At 41.9% G+C, this 21,536-nt stretch carries 15 protein-coding genes and 2 pseudogenes; 7 read left to right on the top strand and 10 right to left on the bottom strand.

Annotation, left to right across the window (positions count from 1 at the left end):
- Positions 1-44 precede the first annotated feature (44 nt).
- The 3 genes and pseudogenes from ANSO36C_RS28200 to trpB all read right to left on the bottom strand — a co-directional run bounded on the left by ANSO36C_RS28200 (position 45) and on the right by trpB (position 3,309).
- Positions 45-602, bottom strand: coding sequence for a CAP domain-containing protein (locus ANSO36C_RS28200; protein ID WP_251957454.1), 558 nt, complete (start codon positions 600-602; stop codon positions 45-47).
- Between the two features lie 303 nt (positions 603-905).
- Positions 906-1,434 (bottom strand): annotated as a pseudogene (locus ANSO36C_RS28195) (CAP domain-containing protein).
- Between the two features lie 639 nt (positions 1,435-2,073).
- A complete protein-coding gene (gene trpB, locus ANSO36C_RS28190) occupies positions 2,074-3,309 on the bottom strand; it encodes a tryptophan synthase subunit beta (protein ID WP_251957453.1) in 1,236 nt (411 codons plus the stop codon).
- A 326-nt stretch (positions 3,310-3,635) separates the two neighbouring features.
- Here trpB and ANSO36C_RS28185 point away from each other — a divergent pair, with 326 nt between their 5' ends.
- Together ANSO36C_RS28185 and ANSO36C_RS28180 are read left to right on the top strand one after the other, a co-directional pair.
- Positions 3,636-3,980, top strand: a complete 345-nt coding sequence (locus tag ANSO36C_RS28185; RefSeq protein WP_251957452.1) for a translation initiation factor — start codon at positions 3,636-3,638, stop codon at positions 3,978-3,980.
- A gap of 141 nt (positions 3,981-4,121) precedes the next feature.
- A complete protein-coding gene (locus tag ANSO36C_RS28180; protein WP_251957451.1) occupies positions 4,122-4,280 on the top strand; it encodes a YqaE/Pmp3 family membrane protein in 159 nt (52 codons plus the stop codon).
- Positions 4,281-4,749: 469 nt separating this feature from the next.
- Here the strand turns inward: ANSO36C_RS28180 and ANSO36C_RS28175 are convergent, their stop codons facing one another.
- The 4 genes and pseudogenes from ANSO36C_RS28175 to lpdA all read right to left on the bottom strand — a co-directional run bounded on the left by ANSO36C_RS28175 (position 4,750) and on the right by lpdA (position 8,752).
- Positions 4,750-5,418, bottom strand: a complete 669-nt coding sequence (locus tag ANSO36C_RS28175) for a carbonic anhydrase (protein ID WP_251957450.1) — start codon at positions 5,416-5,418, stop codon at positions 4,750-4,752.
- A 416-nt stretch (positions 5,419-5,834) separates the two neighbouring features.
- Positions 5,835-6,086: a DUF5340 domain-containing protein gene (locus tag ANSO36C_RS28170; protein ID WP_251960464.1), complete on the bottom strand. Its 252-nt coding sequence runs from the start codon at positions 6,084-6,086 to the stop codon at positions 5,835-5,837.
- A gap of 249 nt (positions 6,087-6,335) precedes the next feature.
- Positions 6,336-7,226, bottom strand: a complete 891-nt coding sequence (trpC, locus tag ANSO36C_RS28165; protein WP_251957449.1) for an indole-3-glycerol phosphate synthase TrpC — start codon at positions 7,224-7,226, stop codon at positions 6,336-6,338.
- A gap of 97 nt (positions 7,227-7,323) precedes the next feature.
- Positions 7,324-8,752: pseudogene (gene lpdA, locus ANSO36C_RS28160) on the bottom strand (dihydrolipoyl dehydrogenase).
- Between the two features lie 486 nt (positions 8,753-9,238).
- Between lpdA and ANSO36C_RS28155 the strand changes: the two are divergent.
- Positions 9,239-11,014 carry an SWIM zinc finger family protein gene (locus tag ANSO36C_RS28155; protein ID WP_251957448.1) on the top strand — a complete coding sequence of 592 codons (1,776 nt, stop codon included), beginning with the start codon at positions 9,239-9,241 and terminating at the stop codon, positions 11,012-11,014.
- 188 nt (positions 11,015-11,202) lie between these two features.
- On the opposite strand, the gene ANSO36C_RS28150 is transcribed toward ANSO36C_RS28155, so the two are convergent.
- Positions 11,203-11,421, bottom strand: coding sequence for a hypothetical protein (locus tag ANSO36C_RS28150; protein WP_251957447.1), 219 nt, complete (start codon positions 11,419-11,421; stop codon positions 11,203-11,205).
- Between the two features lie 244 nt (positions 11,422-11,665).
- Here ANSO36C_RS28150 and ANSO36C_RS28145 point away from each other — a divergent pair, with 244 nt between their 5' ends.
- The 3 genes from ANSO36C_RS28145 to ANSO36C_RS28135 all read left to right on the top strand — a co-directional run bounded on the left by ANSO36C_RS28145 (position 11,666) and on the right by ANSO36C_RS28135 (position 17,578).
- Positions 11,666-13,462, top strand: a complete 1,797-nt coding sequence (locus tag ANSO36C_RS28145) for a ShlB/FhaC/HecB family hemolysin secretion/activation protein (RefSeq protein WP_251957446.1) — start codon at positions 11,666-11,668, stop codon at positions 13,460-13,462.
- A 391-nt stretch (positions 13,463-13,853) separates the two neighbouring features.
- On the top strand, positions 13,854-16,490 hold the full coding sequence (locus ANSO36C_RS28140) for an EAL domain-containing protein (protein WP_251957445.1): 2,637 nt from the start codon (positions 13,854-13,856) through the stop codon (positions 16,488-16,490).
- A 167-nt stretch (positions 16,491-16,657) separates the two neighbouring features.
- Positions 16,658-17,578, top strand: coding sequence for a histone deacetylase family protein (locus ANSO36C_RS28135; RefSeq protein WP_251957444.1), 921 nt, complete (start codon positions 16,658-16,660; stop codon positions 17,576-17,578).
- Positions 17,579-17,691: 113 nt separating this feature from the next.
- Here ANSO36C_RS28135 and ANSO36C_RS28130 read toward each other — a convergent pair whose 3' ends face one another.
- On the bottom strand, positions 17,692-18,081 hold the full coding sequence (locus ANSO36C_RS28130) for a hypothetical protein (RefSeq protein ID WP_251957443.1): 390 nt from the start codon (positions 18,079-18,081) through the stop codon (positions 17,692-17,694).
- Between the two features lie 917 nt (positions 18,082-18,998).
- Here ANSO36C_RS28130 and ANSO36C_RS28125 point away from each other — a divergent pair.
- On the top strand, positions 18,999-19,784 hold the full coding sequence (locus ANSO36C_RS28125) for a superoxide dismutase (protein WP_323374526.1): 786 nt from the start codon (positions 18,999-19,001) through the stop codon (positions 19,782-19,784).
- Between the two features lie 237 nt (positions 19,785-20,021).
- On the opposite strand, the gene ANSO36C_RS28120 is transcribed toward ANSO36C_RS28125, so the two are convergent.
- Positions 20,022-21,350, bottom strand: coding sequence for a hypothetical protein (locus ANSO36C_RS28120; protein ID WP_251957442.1), 1,329 nt, complete (start codon positions 21,348-21,350; stop codon positions 20,022-20,024).
- Between the last annotated feature and the right edge of the window lie 186 nt (positions 21,351-21,536).

Here is a 21,536-nt window from a genome sequence, read left to right as displayed (position 1 = left end):
TCAGACACTACATTATTATTGTGCAAAAAAATCAGAAATTAAATCTACCTAGTACGACTAGTGCGAAAAAAAATTTGTGTCAGGTAGACTTCGCCTTGATTATTCGTAGCAACGCCAATTCCAGTAAGGTTGTAATTTCCTTTAAGATTCTTTAAATGTCCCGGACTCTTGATCCAACCAGTAACAGCTTCCTCGACGGGGTTGCTATATCCCCGATTGAAAGCAACATTTTCCGCAGCACTGTTGTAGCGAATAGGGACAGCTTTGACTCGCCCTTCAAATCCCTGATGGCTAAATGGGGTTTTACCTTTAGCCATATTTTGACTATGAATTCTTGCCTGTCTAGTCACATTTGCATTTAGGGTCAACTTTGGTAGCCCTTTAGAAGCCCGATATCGATTAATTTGCTCAAATACTGATTTTTCTAACTCAGTAGTTTTAAAAGTAGGAGTTGATATTGCAACCTGACTAGAAAAAAGTGACAACAGCTTATTACGGGTGGATGTATTCGTAGAAGTATGATTTGGTATCGGAACAGTCGTTAATCCACTAGCAAGGACAAGCGCACTTAAAGCGATGCCAAAAGCAGTTTGTCGGAACATGGAGAATTGCGTAATGTGTAGAGATATAAGACTTATACTCTACCTCATTGTTCCGAAGATATATACTAGAATACTATTAAGTAATGATGAATTTCGGCAATTTGGCTATATCCTTTATAAAGAACACAAATAATCGTGACTTCAATCGGTCAGCTTCATAAAAATCACGGTTAATTTTGCTAAGAATTTAAGATTTTCATGAATTCATAAAAAAATAATCTAGTAGGGGCGCATGGTTATGCACCCTACTAGTAAGCCACTAATAAGGAATTTGAGAAAAAAGCCTAAATTTCACCAAACCAATTATCGAAGAAAAATTTGTGTTAAAAAGACTTTGCCTTTACTAGTGGTAGCAATACCAATTCCTGTCTTCTCATAATTGCCTTTGATATTGGTAAGATGCCCTGGACTCTTGAGCCAGCCTTGAACAGCTGTCGTCGCCGGATCAGTATATCCCTGGTTGTAAGCGACATTTTTCGGCAGCTGCATTGTATGTAATACCGATTGCTTTAACACGTTCTGTAAATCCAGTATGTCCAAAGGCAACTGTACCATTAGCCATATTCTTGCTGTGAATTCTGGCTTGAGTATCGATGTCAGAATTGCGAGTTAGCTTTGCTAGTCCTTGGGAAACTCTGTAGTTATTAATTTGCGTGAAAACCGATTGTTCTATAGCACTACTGTCGATACTAGATGCTGCAATTTCAACGGTAGTATTTGAGAGATGTGAAGATATCGGCATAAAAGTCGAATTTGTTACAGGAGTAGCGATCGCACTGCTACTGAGAATAATAGTAACTAAAGCAACGCCACCAATTGTTGTTTTTATCATTTCTTTAACGTAACTTTTTTGACAATCTAACTATACTGATGTCAATGTGACAACTTGCTTGTAAGTCTATATATTTCTATTTATACCGTTTTTTGTTCAAAAACTACTAATAAGCTTTTAAATGCTCGATATTACGAAAAAATTGCTCCGTTGGTAAAAAACCGCCCTCTGAGTAAGTGGGTGTGAATAATCAAAGCTTTGTAGTAAGGGGTTCAGCCGTTAAAATAAGACTGAAACTGCTTACACAAGCTAGTTTAATTACCTTTACATTGCTTAATATAGTTTTATTTATTCTTGCCCATTTAATTAGAGCTAGGATTATTCTTTCCACAAAATGGTATCAATTTCTTCAATAAAGCCTCTAAGTAACTAGATTTAGTTAAGGGTTTTTACTTACTAATACATCGTCATACAGACAAGAAAAAGTAAATTAATATACTTTTTTTAGCTAGCGACTGATGAAGCTTTTGCGTAATTATACGTGAAAATTGTGGAGAATTTCATGCAGCAAAATATGAGAAACTACTAAGTCAAATAGACATGGTAGTGAAACCCTTGTAGAGACGTAGCAATACTACATCTTTACAAGGGTTTCGGCTAACGAATAATTAATTTTTGGAGATGTTATTTTACGTAGATTTATGCTGGATCTAATAACTTGGCTACCGTTTGTACATCCTTATCACCACGTCCAGAGCAGTTAATTACAATCCGAGGGCTGTCGGTTAGCTGAGGACAAAGGGTTTCAAGGTAAGCGATCGCATGGGCTGTTTCCAATGCCGGGATAATTCCCTCCAATTTCGACAATCGCTGGAATGCAGCCATTGCCTCTGCATCCGTCACACTATAGTATTCAGCGCGACCAATATCCTTTAAATAGCTATGTTCTGGGCCTACACCAGGATAATCTAACCCGGCACTAATTGAGTGTGCCTCAATAATTTGCCCATCTTCATCTTGCAGCAGATAGCTCATTGCTCCGTGCAATACACCAACTCGTCCTTTTGTCAATGTTGCTGCGTGTTTTTCGGTATTGACACCTTCTCCGGCTGCCTCAACCCCAATGAACCGTATAGAAGACTCATTTATAAATTCATAAAATAATCCCATCGCATTGGAACCACCACCGACACAAGCTAAGAGAATATCAGGCAATACACCCCACTTTTCCATTGCTTGGGCGCGAGTTTCTTGACCGATTACTGCATGAAAATCACGTACCATCATTGGGTAAGGATGGGGCCCTGCTACCGAACCTAGGATATAGTGAGTCGTTTCCACATTTGTCACCCAATCCCGGATTGCTTCAGAAGTGGCATCCTTCAAAGTTCCCGTTCCCGCCTCCACTGGACGCACTTCTGCGCCCATCAGCCGCATTCTGAACACATTTAAAGATTGGCGTTCCATATCATGAACGCCCATGTAAATTACGCATTCCAAGCCAAAACGAGCGCAAACTGTAGCTGTAGCAACTCCGTGTTGTCCAGCACCCGTTTCGGCGATAATTCGCTGTTTACCCATGCGTTTCGCCAGCAATACCTGACCAAGGGCATTATTGATTTTGTGAGCGCCAGTATGATTTAAATCCTCACGTTTTAAGTAAATTTGCGGCCCCGTGCGATCGGGTCGGGCATAATGAGCAGTCAGGCGTTCAGCGAAATACAATGGTGTAGCACGTCCCACATAGTCCCGTAACAACTGCTGTAATTCTGCTTGAAAACCGGGGTCATTGCGGTATTGCTGATAAGCTGTTTCTAATTCAGCAAGGGCAGGCATGAGGGTTTCCGGTACATACTTACCGCCAAAGCGTCCAAAGCGACCTAGCGTATCTGGAACCTGAGCAGTTGAACTTGGAGAGAGGGGAGTGATAGTCACAAGCTGTTTTCGATGAGGAAAAGGATTTAATTATTATAGAAAGTCTGGGGCATATCTGGGGACTTGGGAAGAAACAAGGGAGCAGGGAGTAAGGGAGAAAAGTTTTCTCTCCGTACAGTCCCTCATTTCTAAAAATGGCGTGTTTCAGTCGCGGTCAAATCTCCTTTCTGTTACGGTGATAACTGTTTACTTATTTAATACCCAATCCCCAATCATTTTGAATCCCTGGCAATGGATTTGTGATGTTAGCCTAGAAATTGATATCCCAGCAGAATGGTTGCGTAGAAGTTTTCACTGCCTTTGAAATTTTTATTAACAGACATTTTATGCCTTCTTCAAATCCCAAATCTTCCGACAAAAGCTTTGTCTACCGCGAATTTGGCAACGACAATGCCGCCACAGAAAGACCAGTTCCAGAACTGCCCCCACAACAACAAAATCTCAAAGTACAAGCTTCCCGCAAAGGACGCAAAGGCAAAACCGTCACTGTGATTAGTGGTTTTCAAGCCAAACCCGAAACCTTGGCAGATTTGGTAAAACAGTTGAAAAGTCAGTGCGGCACAGGTGGGACAATTAAAGATAACGAAATTGAAATTCAGGGCGAACACAAGCAGAAAATTGTTGATATTTTGACCAAGCTAGGTTACAAAGCTAAAATTAGCGGGGGCTAATGTTAAGTGTGGTTTAGCGCATCTCAACTGTTATCTAGATTGAGTAAGAAAATGTTATCTTTGAGAAGTACAAATATGCTTGAACAGTGGTGAATAAGTTCGCCAACAAGCTGTATTTTGTGAGATGAACAGGAGGTTCAAATGGATTTAGTTCGGATTCTGTGTGCCGTTTTCGTGCCGCCTTTAGGAGTTTTTTTACAAGTAGGTTTTGGTATAGACTTTTGGATTAATATAGTTTTGACGCTTTTCGGTTACATTCCTGGGATTATTCATGCAGTGTGGATAATTTCTAAGAAGTAATTTTCTTGGGGGTAGGTTAGAGGCTCTGCATCCAGTAATAAATTGAGCCAGAGCCTCTATAAATGCATTACAAAAAATTCTTAAAAAAAAGTATTGGTTTATCTAAACAGAATTCAGGAGTCAGGAGTCAGAATTCAGTATGAATTCTGTACGAGTGGCGGATAGCGCAGCGTAAAGCCTGCGGCATGGCTTCGCTTAGAGCGAGTACTCGATCGTCTGAATAAACGGGTTTAAAACCCCCACCAAATTTTCAATTTGGTGGTCTTAAAGACGCTCGATAGCACAGCGTTAGCGACGCAGGAGCGTCTGACTCCTGAATTCTGACTCCTGAATTCTTCTTCAAAAATTGGACTGAGAAATTACAATATTTCGGGGAGAATAACTAATTATTTGATTCTAAATAAAAATTGTCAAGACAAAATTATATAAAGTCTCTAATGCAGGCTTTTGTGTGTCACTAAATACCCGATTAACTCTCATTTTTTAACATGGCATAGAGTCTAAACTCTAGAAGCAAGGGACAGATATGCAATTGCCATTGTACAGTTGATACCTTCAAATCTTTAATTAATCCAGTGCGTATATCTAGTACCCAGCCATGAACCATAGGTGCTTTTCGCTCATGGAGTACCTGACGCATGATAGAAGTTTGGTAAAGATTTTTCACTTGCGCCACAACATTGATTTCCGCTAAACGATTCAGACGTTCTTCTCTTGTTGGTAAAACATCAATTTCTTCTTGTTTCTCTAAATACAGTTCCCGAATCGGATTTACCCAGTTGTCAAGGATTCCGATGGTTCTCCCTTCTAAGGCGGCCTTAATTCCTCCGCAATCGTAATGACCGCAAACAATAATGTGTTCTACTTTTAGGTGTAAAATTGCGTATTCTAAAACGGCTAAAAAGTTTATATCCGTTAGAGAAATTTGATTGGCAATATTACGATGTACAAATAACTCTCCTGGTTCTGTACGGGTAAACCTTGTTAATGCTAGACGACTATCAGAACACCCGATGTATAGGAAAGGTGGTGTTTGTCCGCCAGATAATTCTTCAAAGTAATTTGGGTCTATAGCTAGTTTTTCGGCAACCCAAGCTTGATTATTTTTGAAGAGTTCATCAATGCTGTTATATTTCATCTTTCGTCAAATTGGAGAGGGAATATCGCGGTTATCGTTTGAATGCAATGCACTCTGACCTCTTTCCCTTGTAGAGAAGTAACTGGGTGTTCGGCCTGTATTTGACTAAACTGAGAACCGCTATATCATCAATATTTTAGCTTATCTAGGACTTACGCAAAATATCTCTCAAACTCTGATTTCTCCGTGTACTCTGCGCCTCTGTGGTAGCCTGCGGCAAGCCGAAGCGTCTACGTTATTTCGTAACTCTTGCGTAAGCCCTATTATCTAAAATTTCCTCTCCATCAAGATGAACTTTTTCCATCTATATTTTATTTTTATAAAAATGACATTTTTTTATACAAGACTTTTCTAATGATGGTAAGCTAACTTAACAAAGATGCCAAATCGGAGGTTGAGATATTAAGTTATCAGCTTCAATCGGAGGTAACAACTTTGTTACCATTATGATGGTTGATTGACCAACGGTGATCAATAGTCACAGAAGAAAACTCGCAAATTTCTTCTAGTCGCTTTTGCTGTACAGCAGCTTTACGGAGAGTAATAATTAGCTGATTCACCTGATGCCGTAAATCTGGATTATCATTTACTGCTAACATGGTTTGTCTTTCTAAAAGTTGAAGTATAAGTTCGTAGTGAATAGGTGAAGGTAGAGGAATTTGCTCCATGAAGTTAAGTTTTGATTTCATATTGGGGATTTCGTATTAGTCAAAGTTTTTCTCTTGTTAATGAATTGTTACATAAGAAATAACTAGTTGCTTATGGCTTTTCTTTGATTAGCAATGAAGATTTGGCAAAGTATTGATGATATTTGATAGCAAATTGCTGCGTATCTACGCATAGTATGCCCAATTAGCCAACTATTGTGTACAGTTAGTTGCCCCCTCTAGGCGAAGAGGCGCAGGGGGGAGGTGTTTTCAGAAATCCTTCGGTAATAAATGGGCGATCGCAGCGCCGGGATCTGGTTGTTTTACCAAAGATTCTCCAATGAGTACAGCAGATGCACCTGCTGTCAGCACCAAGCTCAAATCATCAGGGTTATGTAGTCCTGACTCGCTGACAACAAGGATGTTTTTCTCCTGCAATTGGCTACCCCTTGCAGCTAAAAGTTGGCAAGTAGTTTGCAGGTTAACGGAGAAATCTTCCAAATTGCGATTATTGATTCCGACTAAGCAAACCCCATCTAAGGCTAACACACGGTCAAGTTCTACCAAGCTATGAACTTCAATCAAGGCCGCCATTTTCAGGTTGTTAGCAATTTTGAGAAAGTATTGCAAATCTTGATCGCTCAAGATAGCTGCAATCAACAAAATAGCATCTGCACCCCGAACACGCGCCAAGTACATTTGGTAAGGATAGATTATAAACTCTTTGCATAGTAAAGGCAAATCTACGGCAACCCGAACTTTGGCTAAGTTGTCAAAACTACCTTGAAAGAACTTGACATCTGTTAGCACAGAAAGACAAGTAGCACCACCTTGCTGATAAGATAGGGCGATCGCTACTGGGTCAAAATCTTCTCGGAAAACGCCTTTGCTTGGTGAAGCTTTTTTAACTTCGGCAATCAACGCTGGCTTTGTCTTACCTTGGCGCAAGGCGGCGACAAAATCACGGGTTGGCGGCGCGGAAAGTGCTTGATGTTGCAATTCCCGTAAAGGCATCTTTTCCCGCATCTGCTCAACTTCTACTTCTTTCTGCCAGACAATTTCCTCCAAAATGTTGTTTGGTGCTGAATCAGGTATGGCAGACTGGTAACGCAATATCGATACATCAATAGCTGGGTTAGGTGAACGACGGCGGATTTGCATAATTTGTCATTGGGCATTGGGCATTGGGCATTGGTCATTGGTCATTGGTCATTTGCCCTTGTTTATTGACAAAGGACAAATGACAGAGGACAAATGACTAAATTGCGGCTCGTTTATAAGCTTCGTCTAGTACTTCCGAAAGTGTCGGGTGCGCGTGAACTAGATGTGCGAGACTTTGGACAGATTGACGGTTTGCGATCGCAGCTGACGCTTCATGAATTAAGTCTGAGGCGTGCAGTCCAAAAATGTGAACGCCTAAGACTTCTCCGGTGTCTTTGCGGTATATCACTTTGGCAATACCGTCGGCTTCATTTTCTGCCAACGCTTTGGAATTTCCTTTGAAGTAACTCCTACTTGTGGCAATTTCAAACCCTTCGGTTTGTCCCAATTCCTTAGCTGCTGTTTCTGTTAAACCCACATAGCTGACTTCTGGGTGGGTAAAAGCTGCTGCGGGGATGCTGCGATAGTCTACTATTCTTTCCCTCCCAACTATATTTTCTACGGCGATGATGCCTTGAGCAGAAGCCGCGTGTGCCAACATCATCTTCCCATTAGCGTCGCCAATTGCCCACAGATTTGGTACTACTTCACCAGCTGATAGCACTGCCATGCGATCGTCAACGGGAATAAAATTCCGCCGATCAACTTCCACACCCACAGATTCTAAACCGAGATTTTTGGTCGCTGGGATACGTCCTGTAGCCACCAAGCAAGCATCTACTTCGATGACCTCTACATCTTCTTTGGTTTTGAAATTTGCTAACTCAATCACCACAGGCGAACCTGGGATGACTTTTTTGGCGTATATCCCCACTTTGGTTTCAATATCGCGGGGAGTAATCAACACGCGTTCGGCAAGTTTGGCAATATCGCGGTCAAATCCTGGCATTAACTGATCTAGGGCTTCAATCATGGTGATTTCACAACCCAAAGCTGAGTAAATATCAGAAAATTCCAGCCCGATGTAACCACTGCCAATAATTGCTACCCAGTCTGGTAGCGACTCTAACTTGACACCTTGATCGCTGGTAAAGACAGTTTTGCCGTCTACTTCAATTCCGGGAGGGACAAAAGGAATTGAACCAGGGGAAAGGATGATGTCTTTGGCTGTGATGGTTTTTTTCACCACCGTCTCCAGTAACAGAGACTTTTTGCGCCCCAGCGATTTTTCCCCAACCTCTGATGATATCGACTCCTAGACGTTTAAGGCTATTGGTTAAGTCGCCTTGAATTTTGGAGACGAGATTATCAGCATGATTAGCGATCGCTTGGCGATCAAATTCCACGCTACCAATTTGAATTCCCAGTGACTTGAGGTGGTGGGCATTGCGTAACTCCCGCACACGTCCAGATGCCGCCAGCAGCGCTTTAGAAGGAATACAACCCCGATTAACACAGGTTCCTCCCATATCAGCAGCTTCAATAATCGCTGTTTTCAGACCGCAACTTACGGCGTGTAAGGCTGCACCATGTCCGCCTACACCAGCGCCGATAATTACTAAATCGTAATCAAATCCTTGACTCACGTTAGTTTCCCTGTGTGCTTCGCCTATTTATTCTCAACTTGACCGACAATCAGCGCAACCCCTTTAAGGTTCCGGTATTGCTAACTGAAATTATGATTCACTCACGAATGGCGGAAAGATGGACATTTTCAGTAATTATAGTCAAATCTATATACTTATTTTTTTTTATACTCAAAAAAACTTGGGAGTGGGGAGTGGGGAGAGCAAGGGAAGCAGGGGAAGCAGGGGAAGCAGGAGAAGAAAGAATAACTATTAGGACTTACGCAAAATATCTCTCAAACTCTGATTTCTCCGTGTACTCTGCGCCTCTGTGGTTCGTTATTCCGTAACTCTTGCGTAAGTACTAACTATTAATTATTGCCCAATGCCCAATGCCCAATGCCCCATGCCCCATGCCCAAAACTCTAAATTTCTTTACAGCGCGTCAGCCTAGCACCTAAGCTGGATTTAGGATTCATCCAGAGGATTTACACAGGCGATCGCTCGATGTCTATTCCCCAAATTAGTGAATTTACTATCCGCCGTCATGCTAATGCCAAATCTTTCCAACGGGGCGAGGCATACTATGAGGCTGGTGCTGTCAATGGTGTTACCCAACGTGGTAATGTGCTTCAGGCAGATGTTGCAGGCACTCAAGCTAGACCTTATCATGTCAATCTGAGTTTTGATAGCAGTGGGTTAACCTCAGTCAACTGCACCTGTGCTTACGACTTGGAAGGGTGGTGCAAACACATTGTCGCAACGATGCTTGTCTGTGCCCGTAACCCAGAAAGTATTGAGCAGCGCCCCACCCTAGAACATCTTCTAAATCGCCTAGATTATATCGAAACTCAAAGGCTGCTGCAAGAGTTGGTAGCAGAATACCCGCCACTAATTGAGGCGATTGACCGTCATGTAAGCTGGCTGACGAATCCTGCTGACAACCTAACAACCATAAAATCTGTGCGCCGTAGTACTCTTGATCCGGCTCCCTTCCGGCGGCAAGTACGGCAGATTCTCAAGGATACCGTGCGCTACTTTGAGGAGGGGTACGAAGAAGACCCGATTGGCGAAGATTTGCTGAGTGTGGTACAAGTTGCGGTAGATTTTAGCGAACGGGGAGAGGGTGAAAATGCGATCGCTATTTTGTCAGCAATTACCTCCACCTGTGCGGAAAATTGGGATGATGTTGCCGAATACGGCGCTGAAAATGATGAAATTGTCGGGGAATTAAATAATGCTTGGTGTGAAGCAATTCTCACTACCGAACTCACCCCAGAAGAAAAAGTTGATATCCAAATAAATTTAGAAGCTTGGCAAGATGAGTGGAATGTTGATTTTGGTCTAGTTATGGAGGCTTTACGCCAAGGTTGGGATTATCCACCATTGTTACAAGTTCTCCAAGGTAGTATCACAGAAAGGGGAGCTTGGGAAGAAGATGTGCCAGATTATGCAGATGATTTGGCATTAATTCGCCTGAAAATTCTCGAACGTCAAGAACGTTATCAAGAATACCTTTATTTAGCTGAAGCAGAAGGGCAAACCCAGCAATATCTTACAATGTTAGGGCGTTTGGGCAGGGTAGAAGAAGCAATTGATGCTGCTCAAACTCAGATGAACTCAATGGAAGAAGCCTTTGCCCTAGCAAAAACACTAAGCATTCAGGGGGCATTACAGCAAGCGGTAGATATAGCCCAGAGTGGATTAACTTTACCGGGTAATTGTCAGTACGAATTGGGAATTTGGACAAGTGATTTGGCTGTTGAGTTGGGTAATAGTGAAGCTGCTTTATTAGCCATCAAGGCAGCTTTTCAAGCCAAGCCCTCTTTTGTTGACTACGAAAAAATGAGAGAATTAGCTGGGGAAAACTGGGAAAGTGTAAAAACAGACTTGCTGAGAATTATCCGTACTTCTAGCGGTTGGGGAACAGAATCAACCAAGGTGGATATATTCTTGCATGAGGAGCTAATTGATGATGCAATTGCGATCGCTAGTGAACTCAGTTCTTATCATTCAGAGTTGATTCACCGAGTCATGGATGCTGCTATCCCTCACAATCCTGGTTGGGTAATTGCAAATGCTTGTCGCCGTGCCGAAAAGATTATGGATGCAGGTAAAGCCGAATACTACTACTACGCTGTTGAATGGTTGAAAAAGGCGCGTAATGCTTACTTGGAATCTGGTAAAAAAGCTGACTGGTTAAGTTATCGGGGAAACTTGATGCAAACCCACGCTCGTAAACGTAAATTGATGGGAATGTTTAAGCAAAGGGGTATGGATTAAACCAGATACCAAAGGATTAGAGGCTGAAGAAACTCAATAATGCGTGATTTAGCATTCACAAGAGAGGCTGGAGGCAAATTGCGCAGCGTGTCCTAAGAAGTTGTTTGAAAAGTGTTTCGCTGTGACTTTAGGCACTTTAGATCCCCCCTAACCCCCCTTTTTAAGGCTACAGTGTACACACAAGTCTTTTAAAGTTGCTGTGTAACGTAGGGTGGGTTAATTCTTGTAGGTCGATGCATCAAAGGTGCAGGTTGATGCAACAAAGGTGCAGGTCGATGCAACAAAGGTGCAGGTCGATGCAACAAAGGTGCAGGTCGATGCAACAAAGGTGCAGGTCGATGCAACAAAGGTGCAGGTCGATGCAACAAAGGTGCAGGTCGATGAAACAAAGGTGCAGGTCGATGCAACAAAGGTGCAGATCAAGAGACTTGTGTGTACATCGTAGCCTGTTCCACCTCCGGCCTTCTTCACAAAACTTTCTTTGCCTCAAATACCTATCAATGCTTTTAAGTCTGCAATAACCCAATCATCTAGCTTTCAAATTGATATTTACCCAAAATATCAACTTTAGCGACAAAAGATGAAGTAAGATTCACATCTGAAGCATTTCTCATATAATCCCATACCTACTTACAAAAATAGTCCAGTGCGATGATTGATAAATATCCTCAGAATCTTATAGTGTCCGGCTTACCACTGAGTATGCTTCTATTACTCAGCAGCATATCTTCTAGTCCAGTGAAAGCTCAGGCTGTTGAAACTACACAATTACCAACCAGTAATTTCATCCTGTCACAACAACAACTCCCACAACCACAGGATGTCCAACCCCCCTTACCTTCGCCACGTCCCTCACCTGAACTGCCACAGCCACTCCCCCCACCAGCAGAACTATTGCCACCCTCTGCCCCAACTTCCATACCTGAAGAAACACTCCCTGGCAACTTTCCTCAAACTATTGTTGTTCAACGGTTTGAAGTTGTTGGTAGCACAGTTTTCAGTCCTGAACAGTTAGCCCAAGCCACTGCTGAATTTACCAAACGCCCGATCTCGTTGGCTGAGGTGTATCAAGCACGTTCTAAAATTACTGATCTGTACGTCAAAAATGGTTACATTACTTCTGGTGCTTATATCCCACCTCAAACAATCCGCTCCGGTGTTCTCAAAATTCAGGTGGTCGAAGGTAGACTAGAAGGCATCCAGATAACTGGAACTCGGCGGTTGAATCCAAATTATGTCCGCAGCCGACTTGCAATAGCAACTTCAGCGCCTCTCAATCGCCAGCGTCTACTAGAGGCATTACAACTTTTGCAACTTAATCCTTTAATTGAAAACGTGACTGCGGAACTCTCAGCCGGATCGCAGACTGGCGCGAGTCTCTTAGAAGTTAAAGTCAGCGAAGCAAAAACTTTTAGTAGCGAAATAGTTCTTGATAATGGGCGATCGCCTAGTGTTGGTAGTTTCCGCCGTGGATTACGATTGAATGAAGCCAACTTACTCGGATTAGGAGATGGTCTGAGTCTAGGCTACACCAACACTGATGGTAGCAACACCTTTGACGCTAGTTACACATTGCCTCTTAATCCTCGCAACGGAACGCTTACGTTCAACTATGGCACTACGTCGAGTAATGTCATTGAACGTCCTTTTAGTCTTTTAAAGATTGCATCGGCATCTCGCTACTACGAGTTGACATTCCGCCAGCCTATAATCCAAACTCCCACACAAGAATTCGCTCTTGGTTTAACAGCTTACCGGCGCGAAAGTGATATCTCATCGTTGGTACAGAGATTTGGAGGTCGCGCTTCTGACCTTTCGCCTGGTGCTGATGAACAGGGACGCACTAGGGTATCTGCGTTACGATTTTTTCAAGAATGGACGAGTCGTAATAGCCGTGAAGTCATCGCCCTACGCTCTCAATTCAGTTTGGGCATAGATGTGTTGAATGCCACAGTTAATCAAAATGCTCCCGATAGCCGTTTTTTTGCTTGGCAAGGGCAAGCGCAGTGGGCACGCCTTTTAGCTCCTGAAACCTTATTGTTACTGCGTTTAAATACGCAACTAGCATCTAGAGCACTTCTGCCTATAGAGCAATTTGGCTTAGGTGGGCAGGATAGCGTTCGAGGCTACCGTCAAGATTATCTGTTGACAGATAATGCCACTTTTGTTTCTGCGGAAGTTCAAGTACCGATTCTGCGCTTCCCACAGATAGATAGCACTTTACAGGTTATCCCTTTTGTAGATTTTGGTGTTGGCTGGAATAGTTCTGGTATGGAGAATCCTGACCCTAATACTCTAGCTGCTCTTGGTCTGGGGTTGCGTTGGTCACAGGGCGATCGCTTCACCATTCGTCTTGACTGGGGCATTCCCTTAGTATCTGTTAACTCTAGTGACAGAACATTACAAGACAACGGACTCTATTTTAGTTTACTCTATAATCCTTTTTAAAATTTACAGCTAATGCTAACATCTACACGTATCTTTGGTGGTTCAAGTCTTTTAGCAATAGTTTGAATTTTGAATTCTTAATCTGGGTATCCTAAGAAAGACAAGGTTAGATGATATAGGCAAAGGGACATTTATAAATTATGCATGAGTGGAGGAAACAGCTAGAACTTCTACCGCAAAAACTGATTGAACAATTAGCCATCTCTCTCATTCCAGAAGGTCAATCAGGAAGAGAAGGGCTGGTATGCACCCTCATATAAATTTTGCGATCGCATACGAAGATAAATTTGATTAACTAAATTCTCCTAAAAGTGCAGCCGGAAACTCTGAACTTCAAGGAGTAATATTTTTCAGACTAAAACATAAAAATATGAGAATTTGAGGAACAGCCATGCTAGGAAATGAGCGGGAAAAAATACGCCATCTGTTGGTCATTCAAGACCTGGAAGGGCGGCGAACTGTCCCCTTGCGAGAGACTACTTATTCTCTGGGGCGGCATCCCGCAAACACTATTGTTTTGGCTTCCCGGTCAGTATCAATGCAACACGCAATTTTATTGCGAGTAACTGTTCCTGAGACAGACCAATACGGTTTTCAGATAATTGATGGCAACTACAAGGGAAAAGGAAGTACTAATGGCTTATTTGTAAATGGCAATAAATGCTATTCTCATAACCTCAGGCATGGAGATGTAATTGCTTTTGGTAGTAATAAAGCTCAGGCTAAATATTATGCTATTTCTAACATCTCAGAACAAGTCTTTTCTGAATCTTTTGATGTTGAAGACTTATCTGGTTTCTTCTCAGAGCAAGCCAGTCCTGCCAATCCTTTTCAAACTTTAGCTATCGATCCTAGCTTTGAAGCAGCTAGTGAATCTGCCTTAGCTCGCCTAGCATCTTTCCCTGAACTCATCCCCAATCCAATTATTGAAATGGATTTTGAGGGAACAGTTACTTATCTCAATCCAGCCGCAGCCCTCAAGTTTCCCAAACTTCGGGAAGTTGGTACGCAACATCCTATATTAACAGGGCTTTTGAGTGGAGTTAACAATGTAGAAAAAAGTTCTTTTGTGCGGGAAGTGGAAGTAGGCACAGAAGTTTTTGAACAATCCGTTCTCTACCTTCCTCAAAGTGATTTAATTAGAACTTTTATTATTAGGGATATTACAGAGCAAAAACAAGTCACAGCCGAACTGCGTCAGCGCGATCGCTTGTTACAGGCAGTTGCAGAAGCTGCCAATTACTTGCTAGGAGAAATGAATTTTGAAACTGGTATTGATCTAGCTCTAGCTGTATTAGGTGAAGCTGCACAGGCAGATCGTGCCTATCTTTTTCAGAACCATCTCCACCCTGTTACAAAGGAACTAGCAGTCAGTCTCAGGTTTGAATGGACGCGCTCTTTTGTTACATCTACCCACCAGCATTGGCAAAATCTGCCTTATCAAACTTCTGGATTAGCCCGTTGGTATACTGTTCTCTCTAGCGGCAATGCAATTAGCGAACTCACCCAAAAATTTCCCATCGCCGAACAAGAATTTCTGATTCGAGATGGCATTCAATCCCTTCTTTTAGTGCCTCTCCGTTTGGAAAATGAGTTTTGGGGGTATCTTGGCTTGGCAGACTGCACCTTTGAGCGTCATTGGTCAAGGCACGAAGAATCTACCCTTTTGACCATGGCCGCTAGTATCATTAGTACACAGCAGCGTCAACAAGTAGAAGAAAAGATTCGCTATCAAGCCCTCCATGACGTGCTGACAGGGTTGCCCAATCGCCTACTATTCAATGAACTGCTCAGTAAAACTCTGCCCAACGCCACTCGCAAAGGCGAAAGTTTAGCTGTGATCTTCCTCGACTTGGATCGCTTTAAGGTCATTAATGACACTCTAGGGCACACTCTGGGAGATCAATTGTTACAAAACGTCGCTCAAAGATTAAAAGATTCACTCCGAGGCGGAGACACCATAGCCCGTTGGGGAGGCGATGAGTTCACTATTTTACTCCCGCGAGTCAATGATATTCAAGAAGTAACACAAGTAGCACAGAGAATGTTACAAGCCTTAGAGGATGCTTTTCATCTCCAAGGGCATGAACTTTATGTGACTGCCAGCCTTGGTATTGCCTTGCTTGATCAGAACAGTCCTGATGCTGAAACCCTAATTCAACACGCAGATACCGCTTTATACTACGCCAAAGATAAAGGGCGGAATAACTACCAATACTACAGTGTTTCCCTGAGCGCAAAAAATCCCGAACTCCTGACTTTAGAGAAAAGCTTGCGCTATGCCTTAGAACGCGATGAATTTACAGTTTACTATCAGCCTCGTGTGAATATTGCCACAGGAGAAATTACTGGTATGGAGGCTCTGTTGCGTTGGCAGCACCCAGAGATGGGATTGGTTGCACCCAGTGTCTTTATTCCCCTTGCCGAAGAGAGTGGATTAATTATCCCCATCGGTGAATGGGTGCTGCGGACTGCCTGTAGCCAAAATAAAACCTGGCAAGATGCGGGATTGCAACCGATGACGATCGCAGTCAATCTTTCTCTTAAGCAGTTCCGTCAACCTAAATTGGTGGAGATTATAGCCGAAGTTTTAGCACAAACGGGGCTGGAGGCGCACTTTTTAGAATTAGAAATTACCGAAACCACAGCCATTGAGGATTTAGATTTTACCAGAACAGTGTTAGAGAATTTACAGCAGATGGGTATTCATATCTCCATTGATGACTTTGGCACAGGTCATTCCTCGCTCTCCCGTTTACAACTTTTGCCACTACACAATCTGAAAATAGATAAGTCTTTTATTCAAGATTTGACGCGCGATGTCAAAGTAGCTCATATTATCAAGGCTATAGTTGGCTTGGGACAAAGCTTGGGATTGAAGTTGACAGCCGAAGGGGTAGAGAATGAGGAAGAATTGGAGTTCTTGAAATCTATTAACTGTGAGGATGTACAGGGGTTTTTATTCTACCGCCCGCTTTCTGCCCAAAAAGCAACAGAAATTCTCGAAAGTAAACAACCAACCCTCTAATACAAAAGATAAATATTTTCAAAAAAGATGTAGAAACGTAGCAGTGCTACGGCTCTACAAGGATTCTGGATAACGCATAAATTTCACCAGATGTCAAAGCAAAAACTGTTTGTACCAGTGAGGATACAATAACATTCAGTATCCCTCCTGCTAACCTTTTTCGTTCTATGCTACCAGTCATCTATTCCGATGAATTTTTAGATCACAAGACTGGAAAATACCATCCTGAAAAACCAGAACGCTTGATAGCGATCGCAACTGCCCTAAAAGCAGCTACATTCGCAGATCAAATCACTTGGCGATCGCCTACACCAGCATCAGAACAGCCATCACTGATGTCTATGTTGGTTAAAGCTCATAGCCCAGCTTACATCAAAAAACTTTGGCAAATCGCTTCTAGTGGCGGTGGCCCTTTGGATGGAGATACGCCAGTTTCCCCTCGCAGTTATGATGTGGCATTGTTGGCAGTCAGTGCATGGTTGGATGGAGTTGAAGCTGTATTAAAGTCCGCTAATCCAGCTTTTGTGCTAGCACGTCCCCCAGGACACCACGCAGAAAGTGATGCGGGGATGGGCTTTTGCCTATTTTCTAATGCTGCGATCGCAGCTTTATTTGCCCTAGAACAACCCGGAATTAACCGCGTCGCCATCCTAGATTGGGATGTGCATCATGGTAATGGTACTCAGGCGATCGTTGAAACTGAAGCACGCATCGCCTACTGTTCCCTACATCAATACCCATGCTATCCGGGTACTGGAAGATCAACAGAACGCGGTTTTCATAATAATGTATTAAATTTACCTGTACCCCCTGGTAGTGATATTGCAGTATATCAGCCCCTATTTGAAACACGTGTCGTACCGTTTTTAGCTAGCTTTCAGGCAGATTTATTGATTGTAAGTGCTGGTTATGATGGCAATGCCGCAGATCCTTTGGCAAGTATCAATTTGCAGCCAGAAGACTATGCTTTATTTACTGATTATTGTCTAGGAGTAACTCGTAAAATTCTCTTTGGTTTAGAAGGTGGTTACGACTTTGAGACTCTTTCTCAATCAGTTCTAGCGACGATTGAACGCTGTTTAGTTTAAGCTTTTTATGTATACCATTTCCCGAAATACCTGATACAGATACATAGGCAAGGGTGTACATAAATTCCGATGGATAAATTTTTTACTGAACATCACCTTGATCGTTATCATTTTTAGTCAAGAGAATTTTTAGAAGAGAAATTTTTCTTGTTGGGTGAGTACTCAGAGCAGTTTTTCGCTTCTTCCGTGAGAACGACAGAAGGGTTTACCGCACATTTTAGATAATAATTATGGGAATAAAAGCGACAATTTTTACAGGGGACTTTGTGTGAGTGGCTGATGGAAAAAATTATTTTCTCATCTAACAATGCCCGGATTTTCCGCAATATCAGAAAAAAAAATATCCAACCAACCATAAAGCCAACAGGATATAAAAATATCGCTAGATCAGGGATAGCTAATTCATGTGTTTGTGTTTGCTCATTTTTGGCTTCACTTTGGGTTACTTGATCCCAATTACTATTTGCTGCTACAGTTTTTTGCAATATTTGATTATGATGCATATCTCAGTAGATTGAATTTTAATAGTTACAAGCTTTTAATTATAGGTTTAGCAAAATAAAACTTCGGTTATATCTATCAAGAGTTTTGCTTGTTATTTATAGTTATGTACCCAAGGGAATAAATTAAATAATAGACTTATAAATAAATATTTTTATGGTAGAATGCCCGTAAATATATACTCAAATGTTTCTGGGCGTTAAAGCTATGTCAATTTTGAGTTAAATTTATTCCTAAAACTAGTAGTCTGTCAAGCTCTTTTTGAGGGTTTCTTAGTAAGCAGTTTATTACTTAGAAAATCAGGAGTAAAGTTCTGACTACGAACTTACTTATCCATCTATTTAAACTTAACAAATTACTAGTCTTACTCCATTACAGTTCAGTTAATACCAATTCTTTATGAAGCTGCATAGAATTCGATCCCCCCTAGCCCCCCTTAAAAAGGGGGGAATTGAAAGTCCCCCTTTTTAAGGGGGATTTAGGGGGATCAAGATATGTGCAACTTCACTTTAAATTGGTATAAGGCTAAAACTCTTTATCAAAGTCAAATTTTTAACGTAGATACAAACGCGAGATAATCTCCTAAAGAATCGGCTTGCCGCAGGCTACCGCAGAGGAAACAGAGAAGAGAAAAAATATTTAACTCAAGCGTATTGAGGCTTATTTTTATTTGTTTTGAATGCAATTATTTTTGCATTGCTAAATCATTTAATGAGGGTTTTTGCTAAAAATACGGATTTTTGGGTGTGTGAAGTAGCCTCATATATTGGCTGTGATTAATTCTATGATATTGAGTATTTTTGCTTGAATTACTTGAAAACTAAGGTAAGATATGTATTTAACTGGCATGATTGATCTGCAAAACAACAGTTTATGATCAGCTTACAAGCCAATAATACTGATTTTGAGGCTACAATTTATGATAAAATTTTGGCGAAGAAAAATAGTTTTTTTCTTCACAACAATTGTGTTGACAATTGTGCTAATTTCTCATGAACCAGTACTAGTAGCTGAGGCACAATCTTCTACACCAACACCAACGGCTGCTAGGTCGTTTCCTCCTGTAGCTTATCCTAATAGGTCACTAAGCGCTTTTCCTGCACAGCTACCACCATTACCTTACGCTTATGGAGCATTAGGAAAAGCTATTGATGCTGAAACAATGAAATTGCATTATGAAGCACACCATGCTAGCTATGTCAAGAACTTAAATGATGCATTGAAGCAGTATCCAGATTTGCAAAAAAGGAGCGTTGAAGCTTTACTATTGAACTTGAAAAGCGTACCTGAAAATATCCGCACAAAAGTACGTAATAACGCTGGTGGTCATCTCAACCACACGATTTTTTGGCAACTGATGAGTCCGCAAGGTGGTGGAAAACCATCAGGAGCGATCGCTCAAGAAATTAACAAAACTTTTGGCAGTTTTGATGCCTTTAAACAACAGTTTAATGCAGCAGGTGCTGCTCGTTTCGGCAGTGGCTGGGTTTGGCTAGTACGTAATCCCCAAAATCAACTCCAGATTGTCACTACAGCAAATCAAGATAACCCAATTATGGACGGTTCATATCCGATTATGGGTAATGATTTATGGGAACACGCCTATTACCTAAAATATCGCAACCGTCGGGCTGAGTATTTGAATAATTGGTGGAATGTAGTGAATTGGCCACAGGTTAACAGGCGATCGCAACAGCCTGGTTAATACTATCAATAACGTCAAATCATTCATATAAATCTATATAAAGCTACCTCCATAGGTAGCTTTGTCTTACGTGATGTCTAAATTGAATGGCACTAAATAAGTCCAAAGTGTTGTGTTGCCTCGTTAGGAGCCTCATCTTTCTTGACAAGAGGCAGAGCCTCTTAGAATACATTCCCAGTCTTCAGACTGGGAACGAGGTTACACAAGCCTTTCGGCTTTTATTAGTGCTATTCGGGTCTAAATTCCCTTGTGTAATATAGGACTTATGCCCACTCTACGTATTTTTAAAGACCGATTTTTGGAACGGACTACACATATTAGAACAACTAGCAATAAAAGCGCTTTGATCATTGATGGCTCCACTACCTTCTTGACTTCCGTAGGGGTTTTAGGAGTAACATTACACGGAATCTCAATGATCTGTGTGTGATCAGAACCATTACCGTTGGGAGTCAGATCGCATTCACCTTTGCTGTTGAGAGACAAAGGCGTAGGCGTATCTCTGGAAGAAGCAGATGGTTGGCCTGAAGCACTATCGCCGCTCAATAGTAGGAGCAGAATTAAACCAATACTCCCAACTACCATCATTGGCCAGAGTGGAGATGAATCAGGACTGCCTTGTAGCAAAACATCTCCTACAGAGCCAGGGAAAGTATCAAAACCAATTGTTTCTCCATCCAACGGTACTGGATTGTCACTTAGCAAAATATCTCCAGGGATATCTTCTCCCACCAGATGATTGAATTCTTGTGGAATCGCATTGTTAGGCCGTCCGAGTTCCCCACCATCTTCGGAGTATGGAAAGGATAGTAGTTCAAAAATCCTCTGTTGAAGTTGGTTCCGATCTCCAGAACTCAATGCATTCAAGCCTGTAGAGATTTTATCTAAATAAAAATTTGTCATCTCTGGCGACATACCTAGAGACTCAATTTGCTCCTTAATATTGGAAATTTTTGAGGCTTCTTCAAACAACAATCGTCCGTATGAGAATTTCAAGTCTAGTAATCCATTACGAAGACTGACCGAGTTATTAACTCCTGAGTACGGTGCCCAGAAAAACTGCTTGGTTACAAGTCCCAAACCTTCTACTGGATTGCGACCAAAGTTTTGTCCAAGAAGGTATTGAGAGCTATCCATAATTGCATGGGATTGGTTGCTCCAAAAAGAGGCGTAAGGAACCGCAGAGAGGTTGGGGTTGTTACCGTAAAATCCAGCGAAATTTTGGAAGTTTCTTTCCCCACCGGCTGCTTTTATCAGGAGATTTTGATAGTTAGTCCCACCGTTTAACTCTACTAATCGTTGGATTACCGTTCCAGTTTTATTGCAACTTAGACCAAACCCCACATTACAGCCAGGAATGACTCGCATCTGGCTTAAATTCTGGTTATTGATTTGGTATTGGAGATACTCATACTCCAGTCCTTGTTGGATACCGTAGCGCCCAATATTGAGTTGTGCAAAAGCAGACTGACATGTAGTGATTACTACTGTAATAGACGAGAATGCGATCGCCACCAAGCGAACCGCCTTCAACGCTGCAATTCTTTGAACAATTGATTTAGACAAGATGCACCTCCATTAAACGACAGCAATTTAATTGGGCATTGGGGATTATTCTGCCTCTGCTCCGAATGGCACTAATATAAGTCCAAAGTCTTGTGTAACCTCGTTCCCAGGCTGGAGCCTGGGAACGAGGTTACATAAGCCTTTCGGTTTTTCTTAGTGCCATTCCCCTCTACTCCCTTGTTTCTC

It is taken from the genome of Nostoc cf. commune SO-36 (assembly GCF_023734775.1).
Classification (GTDB): domain Bacteria; phylum Cyanobacteriota; class Cyanobacteriia; order Cyanobacteriales; family Nostocaceae; genus Nostoc; species Nostoc commune_A.
This window is presented reverse-complemented; position numbering and strand designations above follow the sequence as displayed.